This is a genomic window from Oscillatoria sp. CS-180, assembly GCF_028330965.1.
Lineage (GTDB): Bacteria > Cyanobacteriota > Cyanobacteriia > Phormidesmidales > Phormidesmidaceae > Halomicronema.
In genome coordinates, this window is record NZ_JAQMUB010000066.1 from 60,103 (window position 1) to 79,497 (window position 19,395).

The 19,395-nt window shown below is 52.9% G+C and carries 5 protein-coding genes; all 5 read left to right on the forward strand.

Features of this window, described 5'->3' with window-relative positions:
• Positions 1 to 107: 107 nt before the first annotated feature.
• The 5 genes from PN498_RS15545 to PN498_RS15565 all read left to right on the forward strand — a co-directional run bounded on the left by PN498_RS15545 (position 108) and on the right by PN498_RS15565 (position 19,192).
• Positions 108 to 6,215: a non-ribosomal peptide synthetase gene (locus PN498_RS15545; protein ID WP_272063752.1), complete on the forward strand. Its 6,108-nt coding sequence runs from the start codon at positions 108 to 110 to the stop codon at positions 6,213 to 6,215.
• A complete protein-coding gene (locus PN498_RS15550) occupies positions 6,208 to 7,290 on the forward strand; it encodes a TauD/TfdA family dioxygenase (protein ID WP_272063753.1) in 1,083 nt (360 codons plus the stop codon). The genes PN498_RS15545 and PN498_RS15550 overlap by 8 nt, the downstream gene beginning before the upstream one ends.
• Positions 7,281 to 11,888 (forward strand): non-ribosomal peptide synthetase, encoded by a 4,608-nt coding sequence (locus PN498_RS15555; protein ID WP_272063755.1) that lies wholly within the window; start codon positions 7,281 to 7,283, stop codon positions 11,886 to 11,888. Before PN498_RS15550 ends, PN498_RS15555 begins: the two co-directional genes overlap by 10 nt.
• An 84-nt stretch (positions 11,889 to 11,972) precedes the next feature.
• On the forward strand, positions 11,973 to 17,492 hold the full coding sequence (locus PN498_RS15560; protein ID WP_272063756.1) for a non-ribosomal peptide synthetase: 5,520 nt from the start codon (positions 11,973 to 11,975) through the stop codon (positions 17,490 to 17,492).
• 113 nt (positions 17,493 to 17,605) lie between these two features.
• Positions 17,606 to 19,192, forward strand: a complete 1,587-nt coding sequence (locus PN498_RS15565; protein WP_272063757.1) for an MBL fold metallo-hydrolase — start codon at positions 17,606 to 17,608, stop codon at positions 19,190 to 19,192.
• The last annotated feature ends 203 nt before the right edge of the window (positions 19,193 to 19,395 follow it).

The window sequence follows — 19,395 nt, forward strand, 5'->3', positions numbered from 1 at the left end:
GCCGCAGTATTTTCCGGCACCTTCGCAGCCCTAGCAAGCACCCCCAAGTTTGGTCCGAGTCTCCTAGTTTCCTTGCTCACCTTGCATCCTGTACTCCTTGAACGCTCATGATCGATGTAACCACTCATTCCTTAACCGTTTCTGAGAAGCAGGCGTTGCTGAGGCTCCGGCTGCAACAGAAGGGAATTCAGGTACCTGAAACGACTCAAATTTCTCGCCGTTCTGCCGACGAGGAGATTCCCCTATCGTTTGCTCAGCAGCGATTGTGGACGCTCGATCACCTCCAGGGGACTCAAGTGCCCTATCTAATCCCCAGTGCGCTTCGACTTCAGGGCGAGCTAGATCGAAGCGTTCTACAGCAGGTTGTGGATGTCATTGTGCAGCGCCATGACATTTTGCGGACGCGGTTTGTCACGGTCGAGGGGATACCCCAGCAGCAAATCAACAAAACCCTACGCCTAGCTCTGCCCCTCATTGATGTGCAAGGACTCTCTGCAAACCAACAAACTGAGGCGATCGCCCATTTGATGCAGGCCGCCACCACTCAACACTTTGATCTGGCAGAGGGCCCCCTCCTGCGGCTGCAATTGATTCAGCTAGATGCCCAGCAGCATGTCTTATTGGCGGTTCTCCATCACATCATTGCCGACGGCTGGTCTATCGGCATTTTCATCAAAGAGATTGGGGCAATCTATACCGCCCTCTCAGAGCATCGCCCCATACCGCTACCTGAGCTGTCCCTACAGTATGCTGACTTTGCCTGCTGGCAGCGCCAGTGGCTGACCGGCGATCGCCTCAGGACTCAATTGAAGTATTGGCAGCAGCAGCTTGCTGAGGCCCCGGCTCTGCTGGAACTGCCGACCGACCATCCTCGGCCCGTTCGCCAGAGCTTTCGCGGCCAAACTCAATCCTTTCATTTGGACCGACCGCTGACTGAAGCGCTGGAGCAACTCAGTCGCACCACCGGAACAACCCTATTCATGGTGCTCTTGGCCGGATTGGCCACCCTGTTAGCCCGCTACAGTCGTCAGTCTCTCCTTGTCATTGGAACGCCCGTTGCTAACCGCACTCGCCAAGAACTGGAACCTTTGATCGGTTTTTTTGTCAATGTGTTGGCCCTGCCGATCAAGACCACGGGCAATCCTAGCTTTCAGCAATTATTAGAGCGGGTAAAGGCTGTCACGCTGGGTGGATATGCCCATCAGGACGTGCCTTTCGAACAGGTAGTGGAGGCACTCCAACCCGAGCGATCGCTGAGTTATAGTCCCCTGTTCCAGGTCATGTTGGTGCTGCAAAATGCGCCCTCGGCGGAATGGTCGCTACCGGCACTCACGCTAAGTTCACTGGAGTTTGCCCACACCACGACCAAATTCGACCTAACGCTGACCTGTAACCGCAGCGAGGCAGGATTAACGGGCAGTTGGGAATATAGCACCGACCTGTTTGAATCCGCCACGATCGCGCGGATGACACAGCAATTTCAGACGCTGCTACGAGAAATCGTGGCTCAGCCTGACCAGGGCATTGACTGCATTCCGCTGCTGCAACCCCAGGACCGTCAGCAGCTGCTGACGCTGTGGTCAGGCGACGAAAATAGCGCGGCTTCTCGTGACACGGTGCTAGACCTGTTTGCCTATCAGGTTGCCCAGCGTCCCGATGCGGTGGCAGCGGTGATGGACGATAGCCAACTCAGCTACCGGGTTTTGAACCAACAGGCCAATCAGCTAGCTCACTGGCTGCAGATGCATCACTCGGTCGGCCCAGAAGTCCGGGTTGGTTTATGCCTGGAACGTTCCCTAGAACAGGTGATTGGGGCGATCGCGATTCTCAAAGCTGGTGGGACTTACGTTCCGTTGGAACCCAGCTATCCGCCAGAACGGCTGGCTTGGCTTGTCGAGGATGCTGATGTGGCCGTCGTGGTGACTCAAGCTGCTGGGCAAGCGCGGCTGCCGGCAGGTATCCCCATGCTGATATGGGAGCAGGCAAAGACAGCGATCGCCCAGGCGCCCAAGACCGATCCTGCTATGAGCCTAACGCCTGATCACCTGGCCTATTTGATGTACACCTCAGGTTCAACCGGGCAGCCGAAGGGCGTCAGTATCACCCATGCGGGAATTGTGCGCCTCGTGTCCAATCCCAACTATGTTGAATTGCTCCCCAGCGATCGCGGTTTACAGCTAGCGCCCTTAGCCTTTGATGCCTCTACCTTCGAGATTTGGGGCATGTTGCTGACGGGTGCCTGCTTGGTGATCATGCCTCCAGGTCTCCCTTCTCTGGCGGCCTTGATCGAGGTTCTAGAGCGTCAGCACATCACAACCCTGTGGTTATCAGCAGGATTGTTTCACCTGATGGTCGAGCAGTGTTTGACAGACGTGCGATCGCTGCGATATCTGCTGGCTGGAGGTGATGTGCTCTCCATTCCACATCTCCAACAGGCTCAGCAGCAGCTCCCGACGACTCGCTTGGTAAATGGCTATGGCCCAACGGAAAACACGACATTTACCTGCTGCTACACCGTGACGAATGCGGCTGCATTGCATACGTCTGTGCCGATTGGTCAACCCGTTGCCCAAACTCAGGTTTATCTCCTCGATGCACAGTTGCAGCCGGTCCCTGTCGGTGTGCCGGGCGAGCTTTATACGGGCGGGGCGGGACTGGCGCGGGGCTATCATCGCCAGCCAGCCCTGACCGCCGCCGCCTTTGTGCCGCATCCTTTCAGCACCCAACCCGGCGCACGACTGTATCGCACCGGAGATTTGGCCCGATATCAAGACGACGGCACGATTGAGTTTTTGGGGCGTCGAGACCAGCAGGTTAAAATTCGCGGCTTTCGTATCGAGCCTGCCGAAATAGAAGCCGCACTCGCTCGTCATTCCCAGATTCGTCAAGCGCTGGTGATGCCCTTCGAAGCCTCACCGGGAGTCCAGGCTCTGGTGGGCTATGGCGTTCCGGTGCCTGGAGAAGCCCCTAGCGTGGCGGAACTGCGAGCCTTCCTCAAATCCTCTTTGCCTGACTATCTTGTGCCTAGCATCATTCTGTTGCTGGATCAGCTGCCGCTCACTCCCAATGGCAAAGTTGATCGGCGGCAACTCCCCTCACCCACAGCGGCCACTCCGTCAGAAACCCCGTTTGTTGCGCCAACGTCTCCTGTCGAACAGACCCTGTGTGAGATTTGGCAGGAATTACTCGGGATCGCGTCTGTTGGCATCCATGACAATTTCTTTGAGCTAGGAGGGGATTCGATCCTGGCGATTCAGGGGGTGGCTCGGGCGACTCAGCGCGGCTATCGGTTGACTCCTCAAGATCTGTTTCTTTATCAGACGATCGCGGAACTTGCCCCAGTTGTCGATACCGTCTCTCACAGTCAAGCAGAGCAGGGGCTGGTGAGCGGTGAGGTGCCGCTCACGCCGATTCAATGCTGGTTTTTTCAGCAACAGCTTTCGTGTCCTCACCACTTTAATCAAGCCGTTCTTTTACAAGTGCCGGTAGACGTAGATGCTGGTTTGCTGCAACGGGCGATCGCCTATCTGACACACCACCACGACAGCCTACGACTGCGGTTCACAACAACGGCTGGCAAATGGCGACAAGCATACACGCCTCCCGCTGACAACGTTCTAACGTGCCTAGACCTCAGCAACTTGCAAACTGCTGAGCAGGTTTCAGCATTGGAAGCCACCGCCGCTCAGCTACAAGCCAGCCTGAACTTAGCAGCAGGACCGCTCCTACGAATAGCGCTATTTCAGCTAGGGGGCGATCGGGGTCAGCGGCTGCTGATAATTTTGCATCATCTGGTGGTAGACGGGGTTTCCTGGCGAATCTTGCTAGAGGATTTGGCAACGATCTACGGGCAACTGAGTCAGGGGAATCCCATTGGACTGCCGCCTAAGACGACTGCTTTTAAGACCTGGTCAGAGCAGCTATGGATCTACGCTCAAGGGGCCTCCTTAAAGGCCGAAATTCCCTTTTGGCAACAGCAAGAACAGATATCCGCCGAGCTACCTGTCGATATCGCCGGAGGCAGTCCCAGCAGTCATCCGACTGTGGCCAATACGGCGGAGGTGACTGGGCAACTGGATGAGGCAACCACCCATGCCCTCCTACAGCGTGTCCCAGCCGTCTATAACACTCAAATTACGGATATTTTGCTCACGGCCCTAGCGCGATCGCTGGCTCCTTGGCTGCAAACCGATACCGTTCGTTTGGATATGGAAGGCCATGGACGAGAAACGGTGGGAACTGAGATGGATGTGTCTCGCACGGTCGGTTGGTTCACCAGCCTTTATCCCCTTGGACTGCATGTCGATATTGACAGCTCACCGATCGCGACTCTGAAGGCCATCAAAGAGCAGTTACGACAGGTTCCTAAGCGCGGTGTGGGCTATGGCGTATGGCGCTATCTTGCGGCGGACCAGGATGGGCAGACGGAGACTTCAGCCGTCTCGTCATCAATCAGCTTTAACTACTTGGGGCAATTGGATCGGGGGCTATCGGGCTCAGCGCCGTGGAGCCTTGCGCCTGAAAAGATCGGATCCTTGCAGAATCCTAGACAGCGCCGACTCTATGGGTTGGAGATCAGTGGCTATATCTCAGGCGGACGGCTGCACCTGAAATGGCGCTACAGTCCGACACGCCATCGACGTCAGACAATTGAGCACCTATCAAATACGTTTATTGCCGCCCTGACTGAGCTGATTGAGCATTGCCTATTGCCGCAGGCGGGAGGCTTTACCCCCTCGGATTTTCCCCTCGCACCGCTCACGCAGGCGTCGCTGGATTGGTTGTCTGCGGCTCTGCCGCAACTGGTAGACCTCTATCCCCTAGCGCCGATGCAGCTGGGGCTTCTGTTTCACGCTATCTATACGCCAGAGGCCGGCACCTATGTCAATCAGATTAACTGCACCCTTCGAGGTGCACTCAACGTAGGTGCCTTTCAGCAAGCATGGCAGCAAGTGGTTGATCGACATGCCGCCCTGCGGACTAGCTTTCACTGGGAAGCGTTAGAAAGTCCACTACAGGCCGTTCATCGAAATGCTCGTCTGCCCTGGCACTACCACGACTGGCGTTCTCTACCGTCAACAGAACAACAGCGACGGCTGACAGCGTGTCTCCAAGCGGATCAGCAGGCCACATTTGTTCTCAATCAGGCCCCTCTGATGCGCTGTACGCTCATTCAGTTGTCAGAGGAAACCTATCGATTTATCTGGAGCTTTCACCATTTGTTGATAGATGGGTGGAGTTTGCCTCAAGTGCTGGGAGAGGTGGTCGCTGCGTATACCGCTCTGCGGCAAGGAAAATCCCTTCACTGGCCACGTCCTCGTTCTTATCGAGACTATGTCGTTTGGCTCCAGCAGCAGGACATGAATCCTTCCGAAACCTTCTGGCGGCGGATGCTGCGAGGGCTTACGATCGCCACTCCATTGCCCAACTCGCAAATACCCACTCCAGCGCAGACAGGTCAGTTTACGACGGATCGCAGCACATTCGATCCGTCGTTGGTGAAGCAACTGATGGCGATGGCGCGATCGCATCATCTCACCCTCAACACCTTGATTCAGGGAGCTTGGGCTGTACTGCTGGGAGACTATAGCGATCGTGCGGATGTCACGTTTGGCGTTACGGTAGCGGGTCGGCCCCCCACGCTGTCAGGTGTTGAAACGATGATCGGGCTGTTTATCAATACGCTGCCGCTACGGATTGCGATATCGGCTGATCAGTCTTTACTCGCCTGGCTGCAACAGCTCCAGGCAAACTCGGTTGAACAAAGCCAATACGCCTACACGCCCCTTGTCGAGATTCAAGGGTGGAGCGACATTCCGAGAGGGATGCCGCTGTTTGAAAGCGTCGTCGTGTTTGAGAACTACCCAACCGGCCCAGCCCTAGCCCTGACAGACCAAGACATTGCTTTGAGTGATGTGGAATCGATGATTTGGAACCACTTTCCGCTGACCCTGCGATTTGGTCCGAGCAATGGGCTGTCTTTGACCGTGCTGTATGACCAAAATCGCCTGACGGCGACCACGGTTAATCAGCTCAAGGCTGACTTCGAAATTTTGTTTACCGCCTTCCTCACTCAGCCGGAAGGCACTCTGGCTGAGTGGCGGCAAGCCTTACACCAGCGTCGGCAAGCTCAGCAAAATAGCCAGGCCGAGGCCTTTGATGCCGTGAGTCGGCAAACCTTGAAAACCATTCGACGGAGGTCTCCCCGTGGATAACTCCAAGAGTCAGTCTTTGCCACTTTCATCTTCTCCGTTCACACCGCTCTCACGCTCTCGACGACGGGCCGTACGGGTGTCTAGGCAAACGCTAGTGACCCAGCGATCGCTGCAAGCGGGACAGTCGCTGCCTCAACTCATTCAACCCACGGTTTCAGGTGTCGATGCGATCGCCTGGGCTAGCCACCATCGCTCCCAGCTCTTACAAACCCTGACCGAGACCGGCGGCATTCTCCTGAGGGGGTTTGCTATCCATACGGTGGACTCATTTGAGCAGCTGATGCGGGCTATTTGCGAATCACTGCTGGATTATTCCTATCGCTCAACGCCTCGGACTGAAATCAGCGGCAAGGTCTACACCTCGACGGAATATCCCGCTGAGCTGACCATTCCCCTTCACAACGAAATGGCCTACACCAACTGCTGGCCGTTAAAGATTGCCTTCTGCTGTCTACAGCCCGCTGCTCAGGGCGGCGCCACCCCTATTGCAGACAGTCGAGCCGTACTAGCAAGCATTCCGCAGGCGGTGCAAGCGCGATTTCAACAAAGGCAGGTCATGTACGTCCGGAATTATGGCGATGGCGTTGATTTGTCCTGGCAAACGGTATTTCAAACTGAGTCTCGCGCTCAAGTCGAGACGTATTGCCGGGCGGCGGGGATTGCCTACGAGTGGAAAACGGGCGATCGCTTGAGAACTCGTCAGGTGTGTCCGGCGATCGCGACCCATCCTCAAACCGGTGAACTGGTGTGGTTTAACCAGGCCCATCTCTTTCACTTCTCGGCGTTAGGGGCGGAGGAGCAGCAGTTACTGCTCACCCAGTTTGCGCCAGAGGATCTGCCACGCCATGCCTTTTATGGAGACGGATCGGCCATTGACCCAGGCGATTTGGCGGCGATTTGGCAGGCCTATGACCAGCATCAGCAGATATTCTCCTGGCAAGCCGGCGATGTCTTACTGCTAGACAACATGCGGGTTGCCCATGGACGTCTTCCCTTCCAAGGTCCGCGACAGGTCGTGGTGAGCATGGCCGACATAGTTGAGCACTCACAGGGGAGGCAAGCATCATGGTCATAACCCATACACTCACTCAGGCGGCTATTGAGGGGTTTCGTCTCTCGACGCAACAAGAACAGCGATGGCAATGGCTACAGTCAGAACAGTGCTCGGTTTATCGAGTTCAGGGAGTTCTGAATTTTGAGGGGCCAGTCTGTACAACCACCCTGACCACGGTGCTCAATCAGATTGTGGAGCAGCATGAGATCCTCAGGACTCGCTTTCAGCGATTGCCCGAGATGACTCAACCTTTACAGGTCATAGATCCACCCCAACCCATTGACCTGCCTCTGCATCAGCTAGGGGATGTATCGCCCCAGCAGCAATGCGTTCAGATTGAGGCCCTCTGGCAGCAGGCCTTGACAGAGTCACCCGAAACACCGCTACGGGCCTGGCTGATTCAGCTTTCCTCCGATCGCCATCGGCTAGTGCTCAGCTTGTCGGCTCTATGTGCCGATGGGGCAACCCTGGCCCTGCTGACGGAGGCGATCGCACGGCACTATCAGGCAACCCTGGCAGGAACCGCGATCGCAGATCAGCCCCTACAGTACGCTGACTATGCTGAATGGCAATACGAGCTGTTCCAAACCGCCGATGCCGATGCGGCTAGAGCGTACTGGCAGCAACAGCGGATAGTGTCGCAATCGCTGCCTGATGAATGCACCCCCGATACGACCGACCCGTTTCGACCAGAGCAGTTCAGCGTGGCCATCCCGGCAGCGACAGAACGGGCCGTTGCCGCGATCGCTCAGACCCATCACACCTCTCCCGCCGCAGTATGGTTAGCCGCCTTGGGCCATTTCTTGGGATTGCTAACTCAGCAACGTGAACTGACGCTGGGATTGGCAGTCGACAGCCGCCATTATGAGGAATTACAGCAAGCCATCGGCCCCTACAGTCAATGTCTACCCGTTACGCTGGACTGTCCTGCCCATGCCCCCTTCAGCGAGACTCTGATGCAGTGCCACCAGCGGATGCAAGCGGCCTACACCTGGCAAAACGGATATGAGAATGGGGTTTCCAATACAGCGGCATCCACGCCTCGTTCATCGAGTTCATCAGAGTTGCCAATCAAGTTTGAGTGGCTGTCGCAGCCCTATCAGCCAATATCTGGTCAGCTCCAGCTGTCGATAAATCGCTATTGCAGTTATGGCGATCGCTTCAAGCTCAAGCTAACCTGCCGACAACACCATGAAGGGCTGACGCTAGACATTGATTACGATGGACAGATCCTTCAGGCTGAAGGGGTCGAACGCTGGATAAGACAGCTCAGACAGCTTTTAGATCGCGTTTGTGAACAGCCCACTGTTGCCATTACGCACCTCGATTTATTGAGCAATGAAGAGCGTCATCAGCTTTTACACATCGAGTCCAAACCGCTGTCTCAATCGACTGTCTGCTTTCACCACCAGTTCGAGCGACAGGCGGCATCCGTGCCAGAGCAGATCGCGATCGCTTGCGCGGGGCAAACGCTGACATATGGGGAACTGAACCACCGCGCCAACCGCCTCGCTCACTATTTGCAGCAGCAGGGCATCGGTCCCGATGATTTAGTGGGGCTATATCTGGAGCGATCGGTCGATTTGATAGTGGCGCTGCTAGCCATCCTTAAAGCAGGAGGAGCCTACATTCCGCTAGATCCCGCGTTGCCGCCCATGCGGGCTGAGACGCTACTACGGAACGCTCAAGCCGCAGGATTAATCAGCCAGTCATCTTTAATGACCGCTCTTTCGACGGTTCCTACGGTGACTGTTTGTCTGGATGAGGGGGGGCCACCTCTTGATCTGATGTCGTCAGATAATCCCGCCAGTCAAGTGACGCCAGCGAACCTGATATACACCATCTTTACCTCAGGTTCGACCGGTTCACCCAAAGGGGTAATGGTGGAGCACCGACACTTAATGGCTTACCTAACGGGCATTGCACCTCAGCTCGATCTGCCTGTGGAGGCTCGTTTTGCCAGCGTCACCACCGTAGCTGCAGACTTAGGCAATACTGCTTTGTTTGTCCCTTTGAGTCGAGGCGGGACGCTGCACCTAATCGAGCGAGATCAGGCCACCGATCCGGAGGCGTTGGCCGACTACTGTCAGCAGCAACAGGTTGATTGTCTGAAGCTGACCCCGTCTCATTTATCAGCCCTTATGCAGGCCCGCCCTGACTGGAGGCTGCCCTGCCGTCAGCTGGTGTTGGGTGGTGAACAGCTCTCCTGGCAGCTGGTCAAGCAGATGCGAGCAAGATCGCCAGTTGCCCTTTTGAACCACTATGGCCCGACAGAGACCTGTGTCGGCGCGTTCACGCATTCAGTCCCGGAACAGTCTGCACAGACATCTGGTGTTCCCATTGGCAAGCCGCTAGCCCAGGTCCGGGGTTATATCTTGAACGCTCAGATGCGGCTCGTTCCCATCGGGATACCAGGAGAACTGTATATCGGTGGGGCTAGCGTCGCGCGGGGCTATCGGCACCGTCCCGATCTGACAGCGACCAATTTCGTCCCAGATCCCTTCAGCAGCGACCCAGGTGCACGGCTCTATAAAACCGGAGATCGGGTGCGCTACCGAACTGATGGCACGGTGGAATTTTTGGGACGACAGGACAACCAAGTGAAGCTACGAGGCTTTCGGGTAGAGCTGGGCGAAATTGAGTCGGTGCTGACTCAGCATCCTGAGGTAGAGCAGGCGGTTGTGCTGAGACCAACGGATTCTGACTCAGCCCTTGACTGGGTGGCCTGTATCGTGGCGAACCCACGTCCCGACTCTACGGAACTACGCCAGTTTTTGAGCGATCGCCTGCCTGACTATATGGTGCCGACTGCATTTGTCAGTTTGGAGACCTTGCCGCTCACAACCAATGGCAAAATCGACCAGGCTGCGCTTCGGGCAAAAGCCGTTCAAGCCGCATGTCCGACTCGGCCCTATGTCAGTCCTCGCAACCCAACTGAGGCCAGCATTGCTGACATTTGGCAGCAGGTTCTCAAGCATGAACTGGTTAGCGTCGATGACACCTTCTTTGATCTGGGTGGACACTCACTGTTAGCGATTCAGGTCATCTCTCGTCTGCGAACGACGTTGAATGTCCAAGTTTCGCTGCGAGATCTGTTTGATTATCCCACTGTAGAAAAACTGGCAGCGGCGATCGCGACGAGGCGTTCTCTAGAAGACGGTGCGATTGCTCTCGTCCCGATTGCTCGTACAGGGACGTTACCCCCCTCTTTTGCGCAACAGCGGCTGTGGGTACTGGATCAGATGCAAGGGCAAAGCACAAACTACAATCTGACCCGCAGCTTACACCTGAGTGGCCCGCTACAGGTAGCTGTTCTGGCTCGTACAGTGCAGGCTATTCAACAGCGGCACGACGTTCTTCGCACGACGTTCAAGTGGGTTGATGATGAGCTGAGACAAACCATTGCCCCGAAGCCATTAGCGGCGTTGACCACAGTTGACTGGCGATCGCTCACCTCAGAGCAGCAGACTTTCCTATGGCCACAACTGACCTCGGCACTGGCCCTACGTCCATTTGATTTAGAGCAGGGGCCGTTATTGAGGGTGATCCTAGTCCAGCTTGCAGCAGCAGATTATCGCTTGGTGACCGTGATTCATCACATCGTCGCCGATGCCTGGTCGATGGGACTGCTCGTACAGGAGGTGACGGCCCATTATCAAGCCTATTTACAAGGTGTTTCGCCTCAACTGCCTGACCTGCCTGTGCAATACGCTGACTTTGCGTATTGGCAGCGACAGTATCTACAGGGAGATGTCCTGACGACCCAATTGGCTTACTGGCAGCAGCAACTGGCGGGAGCACCACCACTGCTGCAATTGTTTAGCGATCGCCTACGTCCTGCTGAACCTAGTTTTTCCAGCCATTACGAAGAATTTGTTCTCTCCCCTGAGCTGACTCAGCAGCTTCGTCAGATTGGTCAACAGGCTGGAACGACTTTATTCATGACCCTCTTGGCGGCCTTTTCGATGCTGCTTCATCGCTGGAGTGGTCAGACCGATTTGGTGGTTGGTGCCCCTATTGCCAATCGCGATCGATCGGAAGTGGAATCCTTGATTGGGTTTTTCCTGAACATGTTGAGTCTACGGCTACAGATTAACCGCAATGCGACTTTTCGAGCGTTTCTAGAGCACGTGCGGCAGGTCGTTTTAGGGGCCTACGCCCATCAAGATCTACCGTTCGAAAAACTGGTTAAAGACCTACAAATTGAACGCCACCCAACTTACCATCCCTTGTTTCAAGTGGCATTTACCCTACAGCAAGCGACGGCTGAAGTCTTGGAACTCCCTCATGTTCAAATAGCGCCGGTTGCCGTGGACCGGTTGCGGATGCCGTTTGACCTGGTTCTGGCGATGACAGATCACCCTACGATGCTGAGCGGCAAAGTGCTCTACGCCACGGATCTTTTTGACGCGACCACGATCGCTGAGATGATCCGTCGGTTTCAGTCCTTGCTAGAGCAGGTAGCTGCCAAGCCTGATCAATGCATTCACGATTTACGGCTGCTGAATGACCAGGAAGCCCAAGGTCTTAATCCAGATAGCTTTTTGGACGCAGACCTGAGCCCAGCCGAGTTAGAAGATTTTCTGATCGCTATTAGCCGCTTACCAGAACCGGAATAACGTCGCTCATTCCAAAACCAACTGATATTGCTCGCATTCTCCACTGTCCAGACTCACGCCCATCGTTGTTAAAAAGATCGTCCTATGGATATTCAAAACGTTGAAGCAATCTATCCGCTTTCGGCACACCAGCAGGATGTTCTGGTAAAAAGCCTCGATGCGTCCGTGCCCGGAAAATACTGCAATCACATGGCCTGGGAGTTGCTAGAGGCCATAGATGTTGCTCGGTTCAACGCGGCCTGGCAGCGAGTAGTTCAGCATTGCGCTAGTCTGCGAACTTTTTTCATGACCCAAACTGAAACCCCTCGTCAGGTGGTGCAAAAGCATCTGAGCGCTCAAATCGAGATCTTGATGTGGCAATCGCTGTCTCCTGATGTACAGGCAGAGCGGTGGGCTGATCGGTTACAGCAGGATAGCCAGAAGGGCTTTGAGTTAACGCAAGCACCACTGGTGCGATTGACGCTGTGTCAGCTCAGTGAAAAGCAATGGCGGCTCCTGGTGACTTATCACGTAATGGCCGTCGATGCGGACAGCGTGCAGGGCATTGTGAACCAAACAATGAAGGTTTACGCTGACATGTGCCAGGGCAAGGAACCGCGATCGCAACCCTCGCTGGCTCCCTACAGCCACTATCTGCACTGGCTGAAGCAACAGGATATCGCCTCAATTAAGGCCCATTGGCGTCAGGAGCTAATGGGCGTCGAGCCTACAGGTTTGATTCTAGAGCGGTCTACCGAGGCGCAGGGAGCCTCCTCATATGTCAAACAGTCCTTAACGCTGTCACCCGCCACTCAGAAACAGTTACAGACCCTAATTGTTCAAGAGGCCCTAGATTGGCCGACGCTGCTGCACGGAGCCTGGGCTTACGTCCTCAGTCGATACGGCGACACCACAGACGTCCTCATGGGCAGCAGCTTCAGACCCCAAACGGGTGGATGTAGCCCTGTTATTGGCCCATTACGGACTATGTTGCCGTTACGGGTTAAGGTTCCCCCCGATCTTCCAGTTGTCCGTTGGCTTCAGGGATTGCACCATCAGCTTCAGCAGTTCCAACAATATGGACACCTGTCCCTTACCGAGATTGGTCAAGTCTGTGATACACCGGCAGATATTTCCTTATTCAAGAGCGGTATTGCTCCGCTCGAAGACCTTGAATCCATGCACGAGGCCGGAGTGCTTGGTCAGCCCCTCTCCTCCACAGCCTCCCCGGCAGTCGCCGTGCAGGTCTCTCTCAGCCTTAAAAGTCCTGCAACTATCACCCTCACTGTTGACACACAGCAAATGCAGGACATGGCCGCCGCCGTCATGGTGGACCATCTGGCAGCCGTGTTGAATATGATTGCAACTGACCCTGAGCAGTGTCTGTCGCAGCTGTCTCTCATCAGTGACGAGATGCGGCAGCACAGGGTTGCAGGATGGCAGCCGCCCGCTGTTGAGCCAGTCAATATCACATCCACGCTGTCGCAGCTGTTTGAAGCTCAGGCGGCTAGAACACCTGATGCGATCGCCGTGGTCTGTGGCTCTAAGCAGCTCACGTATCAGGCGCTCAATCAGCACGCTAATCAGCTGGCTCACTGGCTGCAATCGAACCAGGTCGGTCCAGAGGTGGGCGTCGGGATCTGCCTAGAACGTTCCATTGAAAATATCGTCAGCATACTGGGCGTCCTAAAAGCTGGTGGAGCCTACATTCCCCTCGATCCGGCCAACCCCCCAGACCGACTGTCCTACATCCTCGATGCCACCAAGGTCACACTGGTGATCACTCAAGCATCGCTGCTGGAGCAATTACCGCACGGGTCAGAGTCGCAGTCCTATCTTTGTTTCGACAAAGACTGGGACATGATTGCTCAGTGCCCGTCAACGCCCCCTGTCAGCCAAGCAACCGCAGATTGTCTGGCTTATGTCATCTACACTTCAGGCTCAACCGGAAAGCCGAAGGGGGTTGCCATTCCGCACCGTAATGTTTGTCGGCTATTCACCGCTACCCAAGATCAATTTCAGTTCGCCCCCCAAGACATCTGGACGCAATTCCACGCCTCCGCGTTCGATTTTTCCGTTTGGGAAACTTGGGGGGCGTTGTTGCATGGCGGACGATTAGTGGTGGTGCCCTTTTGGGTTTCGCGATCGCCCCAAGAATTTCACCAGCTTCTTATTGCTCAGCAGGTAACCGTCTTAAATCAAACCCCGTCTGCCTTTCGTCAATGGCTGCATGGGTCCAATCTGCTGACAGAAACGCCACCACCGGCTCTCCGCTGGATAATTTTTGGAGGAGAAGCTCTAGACAAAAGTAGTGTTAAACGCTGGTTTGAGCGCTACGGTGACCAACATCCTCAGTTGGTCAACATGTATGGCATTACCGAAACGACTGTGCATGCCACTCATCATGCTCTGAGCCTTCAAGATCTCCAATTTGACCAGGGAACACCCATCGGTTACCCCCTTCAAGATTTACAGGCATTCGTCCTCGGCCCGGATTGGGAACTATTGCCAGTTGGCTTCCCAGGCGAACTCTACATTGGTGGCGCAGGACTGGCTCGAAACTATTGGCATCAGCCTGGATTGACCGGCGATCGCTTGATTCCTCATCCGTTTAGCGATGGTGTTGGAAAGCGGCTCTATCGTACAGGTGACCTCGTTCGATACTGCCCTAATGGAGAACTGGAATTTCTGGGGCGCGTTGACACTCAAATCAAAATCCGTGGTTTCCGAATTGAACCCGGCGAAATCGAAGCGGTTTTGACCCAGCATCCTGCCGTGCAAGACTCTATCGTCATCGTACGGGGAAAGGATCTGGAAGATAAGCGCCTGGTTGCGTATGTCGTTCCACGTGCAGAGCAAGCAGGTGCCGTTCGGCAGCTATTGCGTCTAGAAAAAGAGGGTTTGCTAGCTGGGCGATCGCACTATGAATTACCCAACGGTATCGTCGTGGTTCACGTCAATAAAAGTGAAACAGACTTTGTTTATCGGGAGATTTTTGAGGAGCGCCAATATCTTAGACACGGCATTACGTTAAATGAAGGCGATGTCGTTTTTGACGTTGGTGCAAATATTGGCCTCTTCAGTCTTTTTGTAGAGAGTGTTTGTGAAAATGCTGAGATTTATGCATTCGAACCCAGTCCACCTATTTTTGAGTTATTACAACTCAACGCAACACTACAGGGCTTGAATATTCGATTGTTTGACTATGGGCTATCTGATCATTCAGGACAAGAACGCTTTACTTATTATCCAAATAATTCCGTTGCTTCGGGCTATTTTGCGGATCTAACCGAAGATCGAGAAACCTTGCAAGCTTTCCTGATGAATAAGCAGCAGGAGGGCCATACTGAATCATCTTCAATCGCAACACATCAAGATTTATCTGATAAAGCGGTTGATGAGTTCACTACAGAACTCCTGACTAGCCAGCAATTCACTTGTCAATTGAAAACCATCTCTGAGGTGATATCTGAACATAAGATTGAACAGATCGATGTGCTGAAAATAGATGTCGAAAAAAGTGAATTCAATATATTACTAGGCATTAAAGATGAAGATTGGCCCAAGATCAAACAACTGGTTATAGAGGTCCATGATATTGGCAATCAGTTAAATCTGACGATGAAACTCCTTGATAAACAGGGTTATGATCTCGCAGTTGAACAGGAAAAGCTATTAGAAAATACTGACTTATATACTGTGTATGCAAAGCGATCGCCAGCCGAAAATAATGGACTTTCTCAATCGACTCAGAGACCAACTCACCCTCCTTTAAAGCACACATGGAGTAGTCCTAATCGATTGATCAATGACTTGCGGTCTTCCCTCAAGCACAAACTCCCTGACTACATGATTCCGGCTGATTTTGTGCTGCTGGACGATTTTCCGCTAACCGCTAATGGCAAACTAGACCGACAACAGTTACCGTTACCGACATCCGTCGCGCGACCGACCGTAGGCGACTTCAGTACCCCATCTACCTCTGTCGAGCGAGCGCTCTGCGATATCTGGAAGCGAGTCCTGAAGCGAGAACAGGTGGGCATTCACGATAATTTCTTCGAGCTAGGGGGAGACTCAATTCTCGCTATTCAAGTCATTGCCCGGGCTCATCAAAGGGGCTATCAATTAAGTCCAAAGCATTTATTTCAGCATCAAACGGTGGCCACCCTAGCCGCGATCGCAGAAACTGCCACGCTTCCCCAGGCTGAGCAAGGACTCATCACTGGGCCGGTACCCCTCTCTCCTATTCAGCATTGGTTCTTTGAACGGTCACTGCCAAGACCGCACCACTTTAATCAGGCCGTGATGCTAGAGGTGCCCGCAGATACTCAGGTAACGTTTTTATTGGCGGCAACCCAACACCTGCTGAACTACCATGATGTCCTGCGCAGTCGCTTCACCGAGACAGGAACGGGTTGGCAGCAAGACATCGCCGCAAAGGGGGAGACTCCATTTGCCACCTACGACCTCAGCCTCCTGTCTGGCATTCAACAAACCAGGGCGTTAGAAGCGATCGCAGCCTCTTTGCAGCCGAGCCTGAATCTAGCGGAGGGTCCATTGCTCAGAGGGGCTTTCTTGTATTTGGGGGCCGATCAACCCGCTCGCCTGTTGTTCATCATTCACCACCTGGTTATTGATGGAGTGTCTTGGCGCATTCTGCTCGAAGACTTAGCCCTGATGTATACCCAACTTCGCGAGGGCAGTCCGATACAGCTACCGCTCAAGACGACACCGATGAAGCAATGGGTGGAACAGCTTCAGACGTATGCCCAAACGGAAACGTTGAAGACCGAAACTAGGTTCTGGCAGTCGCTTTCTGGAACCTGTTTACCCGCTGATGAGGATAGCGATCTGATGCCCCAATCAAGCAATAGCGCTCAGGTAACGGCTGTTCTCGATGCCGAGCAAACTTGCATACTTTTAGAAGAGGTTCCCGCTGCCTACAACACCCAAATCAATGATGTCTTGCTCACGGCGTTAGCCCAGACGATGGTTCAATGGACAGGCCATCCTGCTGTCTGTATCGATTTGGAGAGTCACGGACGCGAAGATTTGTTCGAAGGCATCGATGTTTCACGCACTGTTGGATGGTTCACCAGTCTGTACCCTATCCAATTGTTCGTAGAAAGCCACCGTGCCCCGGGAGACGCTCTGAAGCAGGTCAAAGAGCAGTTGCGTCAAATTCCAAACCGGGGAATTGGCTACGGCGTCCTGCGATATCTCAGTCCCGCTGCTGTTACTCGTCAAACGTTGGCTGAGCTAACGCCACCTCAGATCAGTTTTAACTATCTAGGACAGTTGGAGCGCGGATTTGTGGAAACGGCCTCATGGAAACTCGCGATCGAATCGGTCGGCCCTCTTCACCATCGGCAAGGCCAACGCAGTCATTTGTTAGGCATTAGCAGCTATATCGCAGCGGGGCAGCTGCAAATGCGATGGGTCTACAGTCCAGAAATCCACACCAAAACCACGATGGATGATTTGCTACAGACCTACATGGACCGGCTGAAAACGTTGATTGCTCACTGTCAATCACCCGAAGCCGGGGGCTTTACACCTTCTGATTTTCCAGAAGCTGGGCTGAGTCAGGTTGAGCTAGATGAGCTACTTGAGGTTATCGACTGAGCGCAAATGGAGTCAGTCTGCGGGCGCAGATTGACATTTCCAATGCTCTTTCAATCAGTAGCAACTTTCGCTTTCTCCCTATTGTCAACAATTGATTTAGTTGTTCAGAACCTATGCATAATCAATCCGTCTACCTCAAACCCAACGTAATTCTCGAACCTCTCGTAAATCAGTGGTATGCCTGGACTTATTTGATTGCTCCCACAACGGCAGCGATGTATATTGCGAATTCTCATTTGAAGATTATGCAATCTTTCATATCTGCTCCGAAGGTCCATATCGCCGCCCACAAAAATCCAAAACTCCTAGGGGGACCGTTTATCAACTATGACGAAAGCCGAGTCAATGAGATTGAAACATTACTTCAGGAGACTGCTCAAAGACAAGCTCATATGGTGCAGTTGGCCGAGGCCATCAAGGCTCTGGATGATTTGCTAAAAAATGAGGCGGATGGACATTCATTAAAAGAGCTTTATCAGAAGATTCCTGAGGCACTTCAAGGCTATGTAGAGTTGACATACGATCTAAAAAACCAACCCTCAGTTCGATTCATTGAAGGACTCCTATATCAAAGCGACTATTATGATTTGACAGCGCAGAGTATTTCGCTATCCCTAATTCATCACGATGAGCGTCCTTTCATTTTCAGCACGCCTAAGTTAGAAGAACAACAGTCTCTAAATTTACCTATCCCCTTCAATTATTTGGCATTAGATCAGCTCTTTAAGATGAGATCTGAGCCCGGTTCTTTCGAATTTATTCATGCAGCTCTAAATGTCAAAGACACTGAACGGTTTAAATCATTTTTCACTGAGAACGAACCCCCTAAACGATTGGATTATGAAGAAGAATCAGTTCGAATTCGCTACTTTGGTCATGCCTGTCTATTAATTGAAACAAAAGGCATCAGTATTTTATGCGATCCCTTAATTAGCTATCGTCACGAGTCTGGAATTCCTCGCTACTCTTATGCTGACTTACCTGATTCGATTGATTATGCCTTAATCACGCATCAACATCACGATCACTGTGTATTTGAGACGCTATTGCAGCTCCGCCACAAAATCAAAACAATCGTTTTACCTAAAAGTAGTAATGGTGTCTTGTCTGACCCTTCCATAAAACTGGCTCTCAAGAATACTGGATTTAATCAGATTGTCGAAATTGACGAAATGGAAGCGATCTGGACTGAAGCAGGGACGATTACAGGACTCCCTTTCTTTGGAGAACACGCCGATCTCAATATCCATAGCAAGCTAACATACGCTATCTCCTTGAAATCAAAAACAATTTTAGTGATGGCCGATGCTAATAATTTTGAAACCAAAACTTATGAACACATCCATCGATCAATTGGCAATGTCGATGTTGTATTTATTGGATTGCAGTGTGCAGAAGCTCCCCTAACTTGGGCGTATGGTCCTCTCTTAACTCAACCTTTGTCTAGAAGCATCGATCGCTCTCGACATTTGAACGGCGCTAATTATCAACAAGCTTTAGATGTAGTGAATCAATTTAATCCTAAATTGGTTTATGTCTATGCCCTTGGCTATGAACCCTGGTTGAGCTATATGCAGCCTTCTCAATACAACGAGGAGGCTTTACCTATTGTCGAATCTAAACGGTTGATCGAAGCGTGTAGACGGCGAGAAATACTTGCGGAACGCTTATTTGCTCAAAAAGAAATTGTTTTAGAGTAGGCCGCAATGATGCGCTTTTTCTAGGTAGAAATTCAAAGGGATAACGCCGTCTTTGTTAATCGCTGTTAAGCAGGAAAAATTTCAAAAAAAGGATGCTAACATGAGCAATAAGAGCCTTAAAAAATATCGCCGTAGTATTTTTTGGATATTTTCTTTTGATGTTGATTGTTGGTCAGGTTGACTGTTTCGTTCGTCAATTGTCA

Coding starts and splice junctions, on each gene's coding strand:
- PN498_RS15545 (WP_272063752.1), top strand. CDS start 108: ATGATCGATGTAACCACTCATTCCTTAACCGTTTCTGAGAAGCAGGCG.
- PN498_RS15555 (WP_272063755.1), top strand. CDS start 7,281: ATGGTCATAACCCATACACTCACTCAGGCGGCTATTGAGGGGTTTCGT.
- PN498_RS15565 (WP_272063757.1), top strand. CDS start 17,606: ATGCATAATCAATCCGTCTACCTCAAACCCAACGTAATTCTCGAACCT.
- PN498_RS15560 (WP_272063756.1), top strand. CDS start 11,973: ATGGATATTCAAAACGTTGAAGCAATCTATCCGCTTTCGGCACACCAG.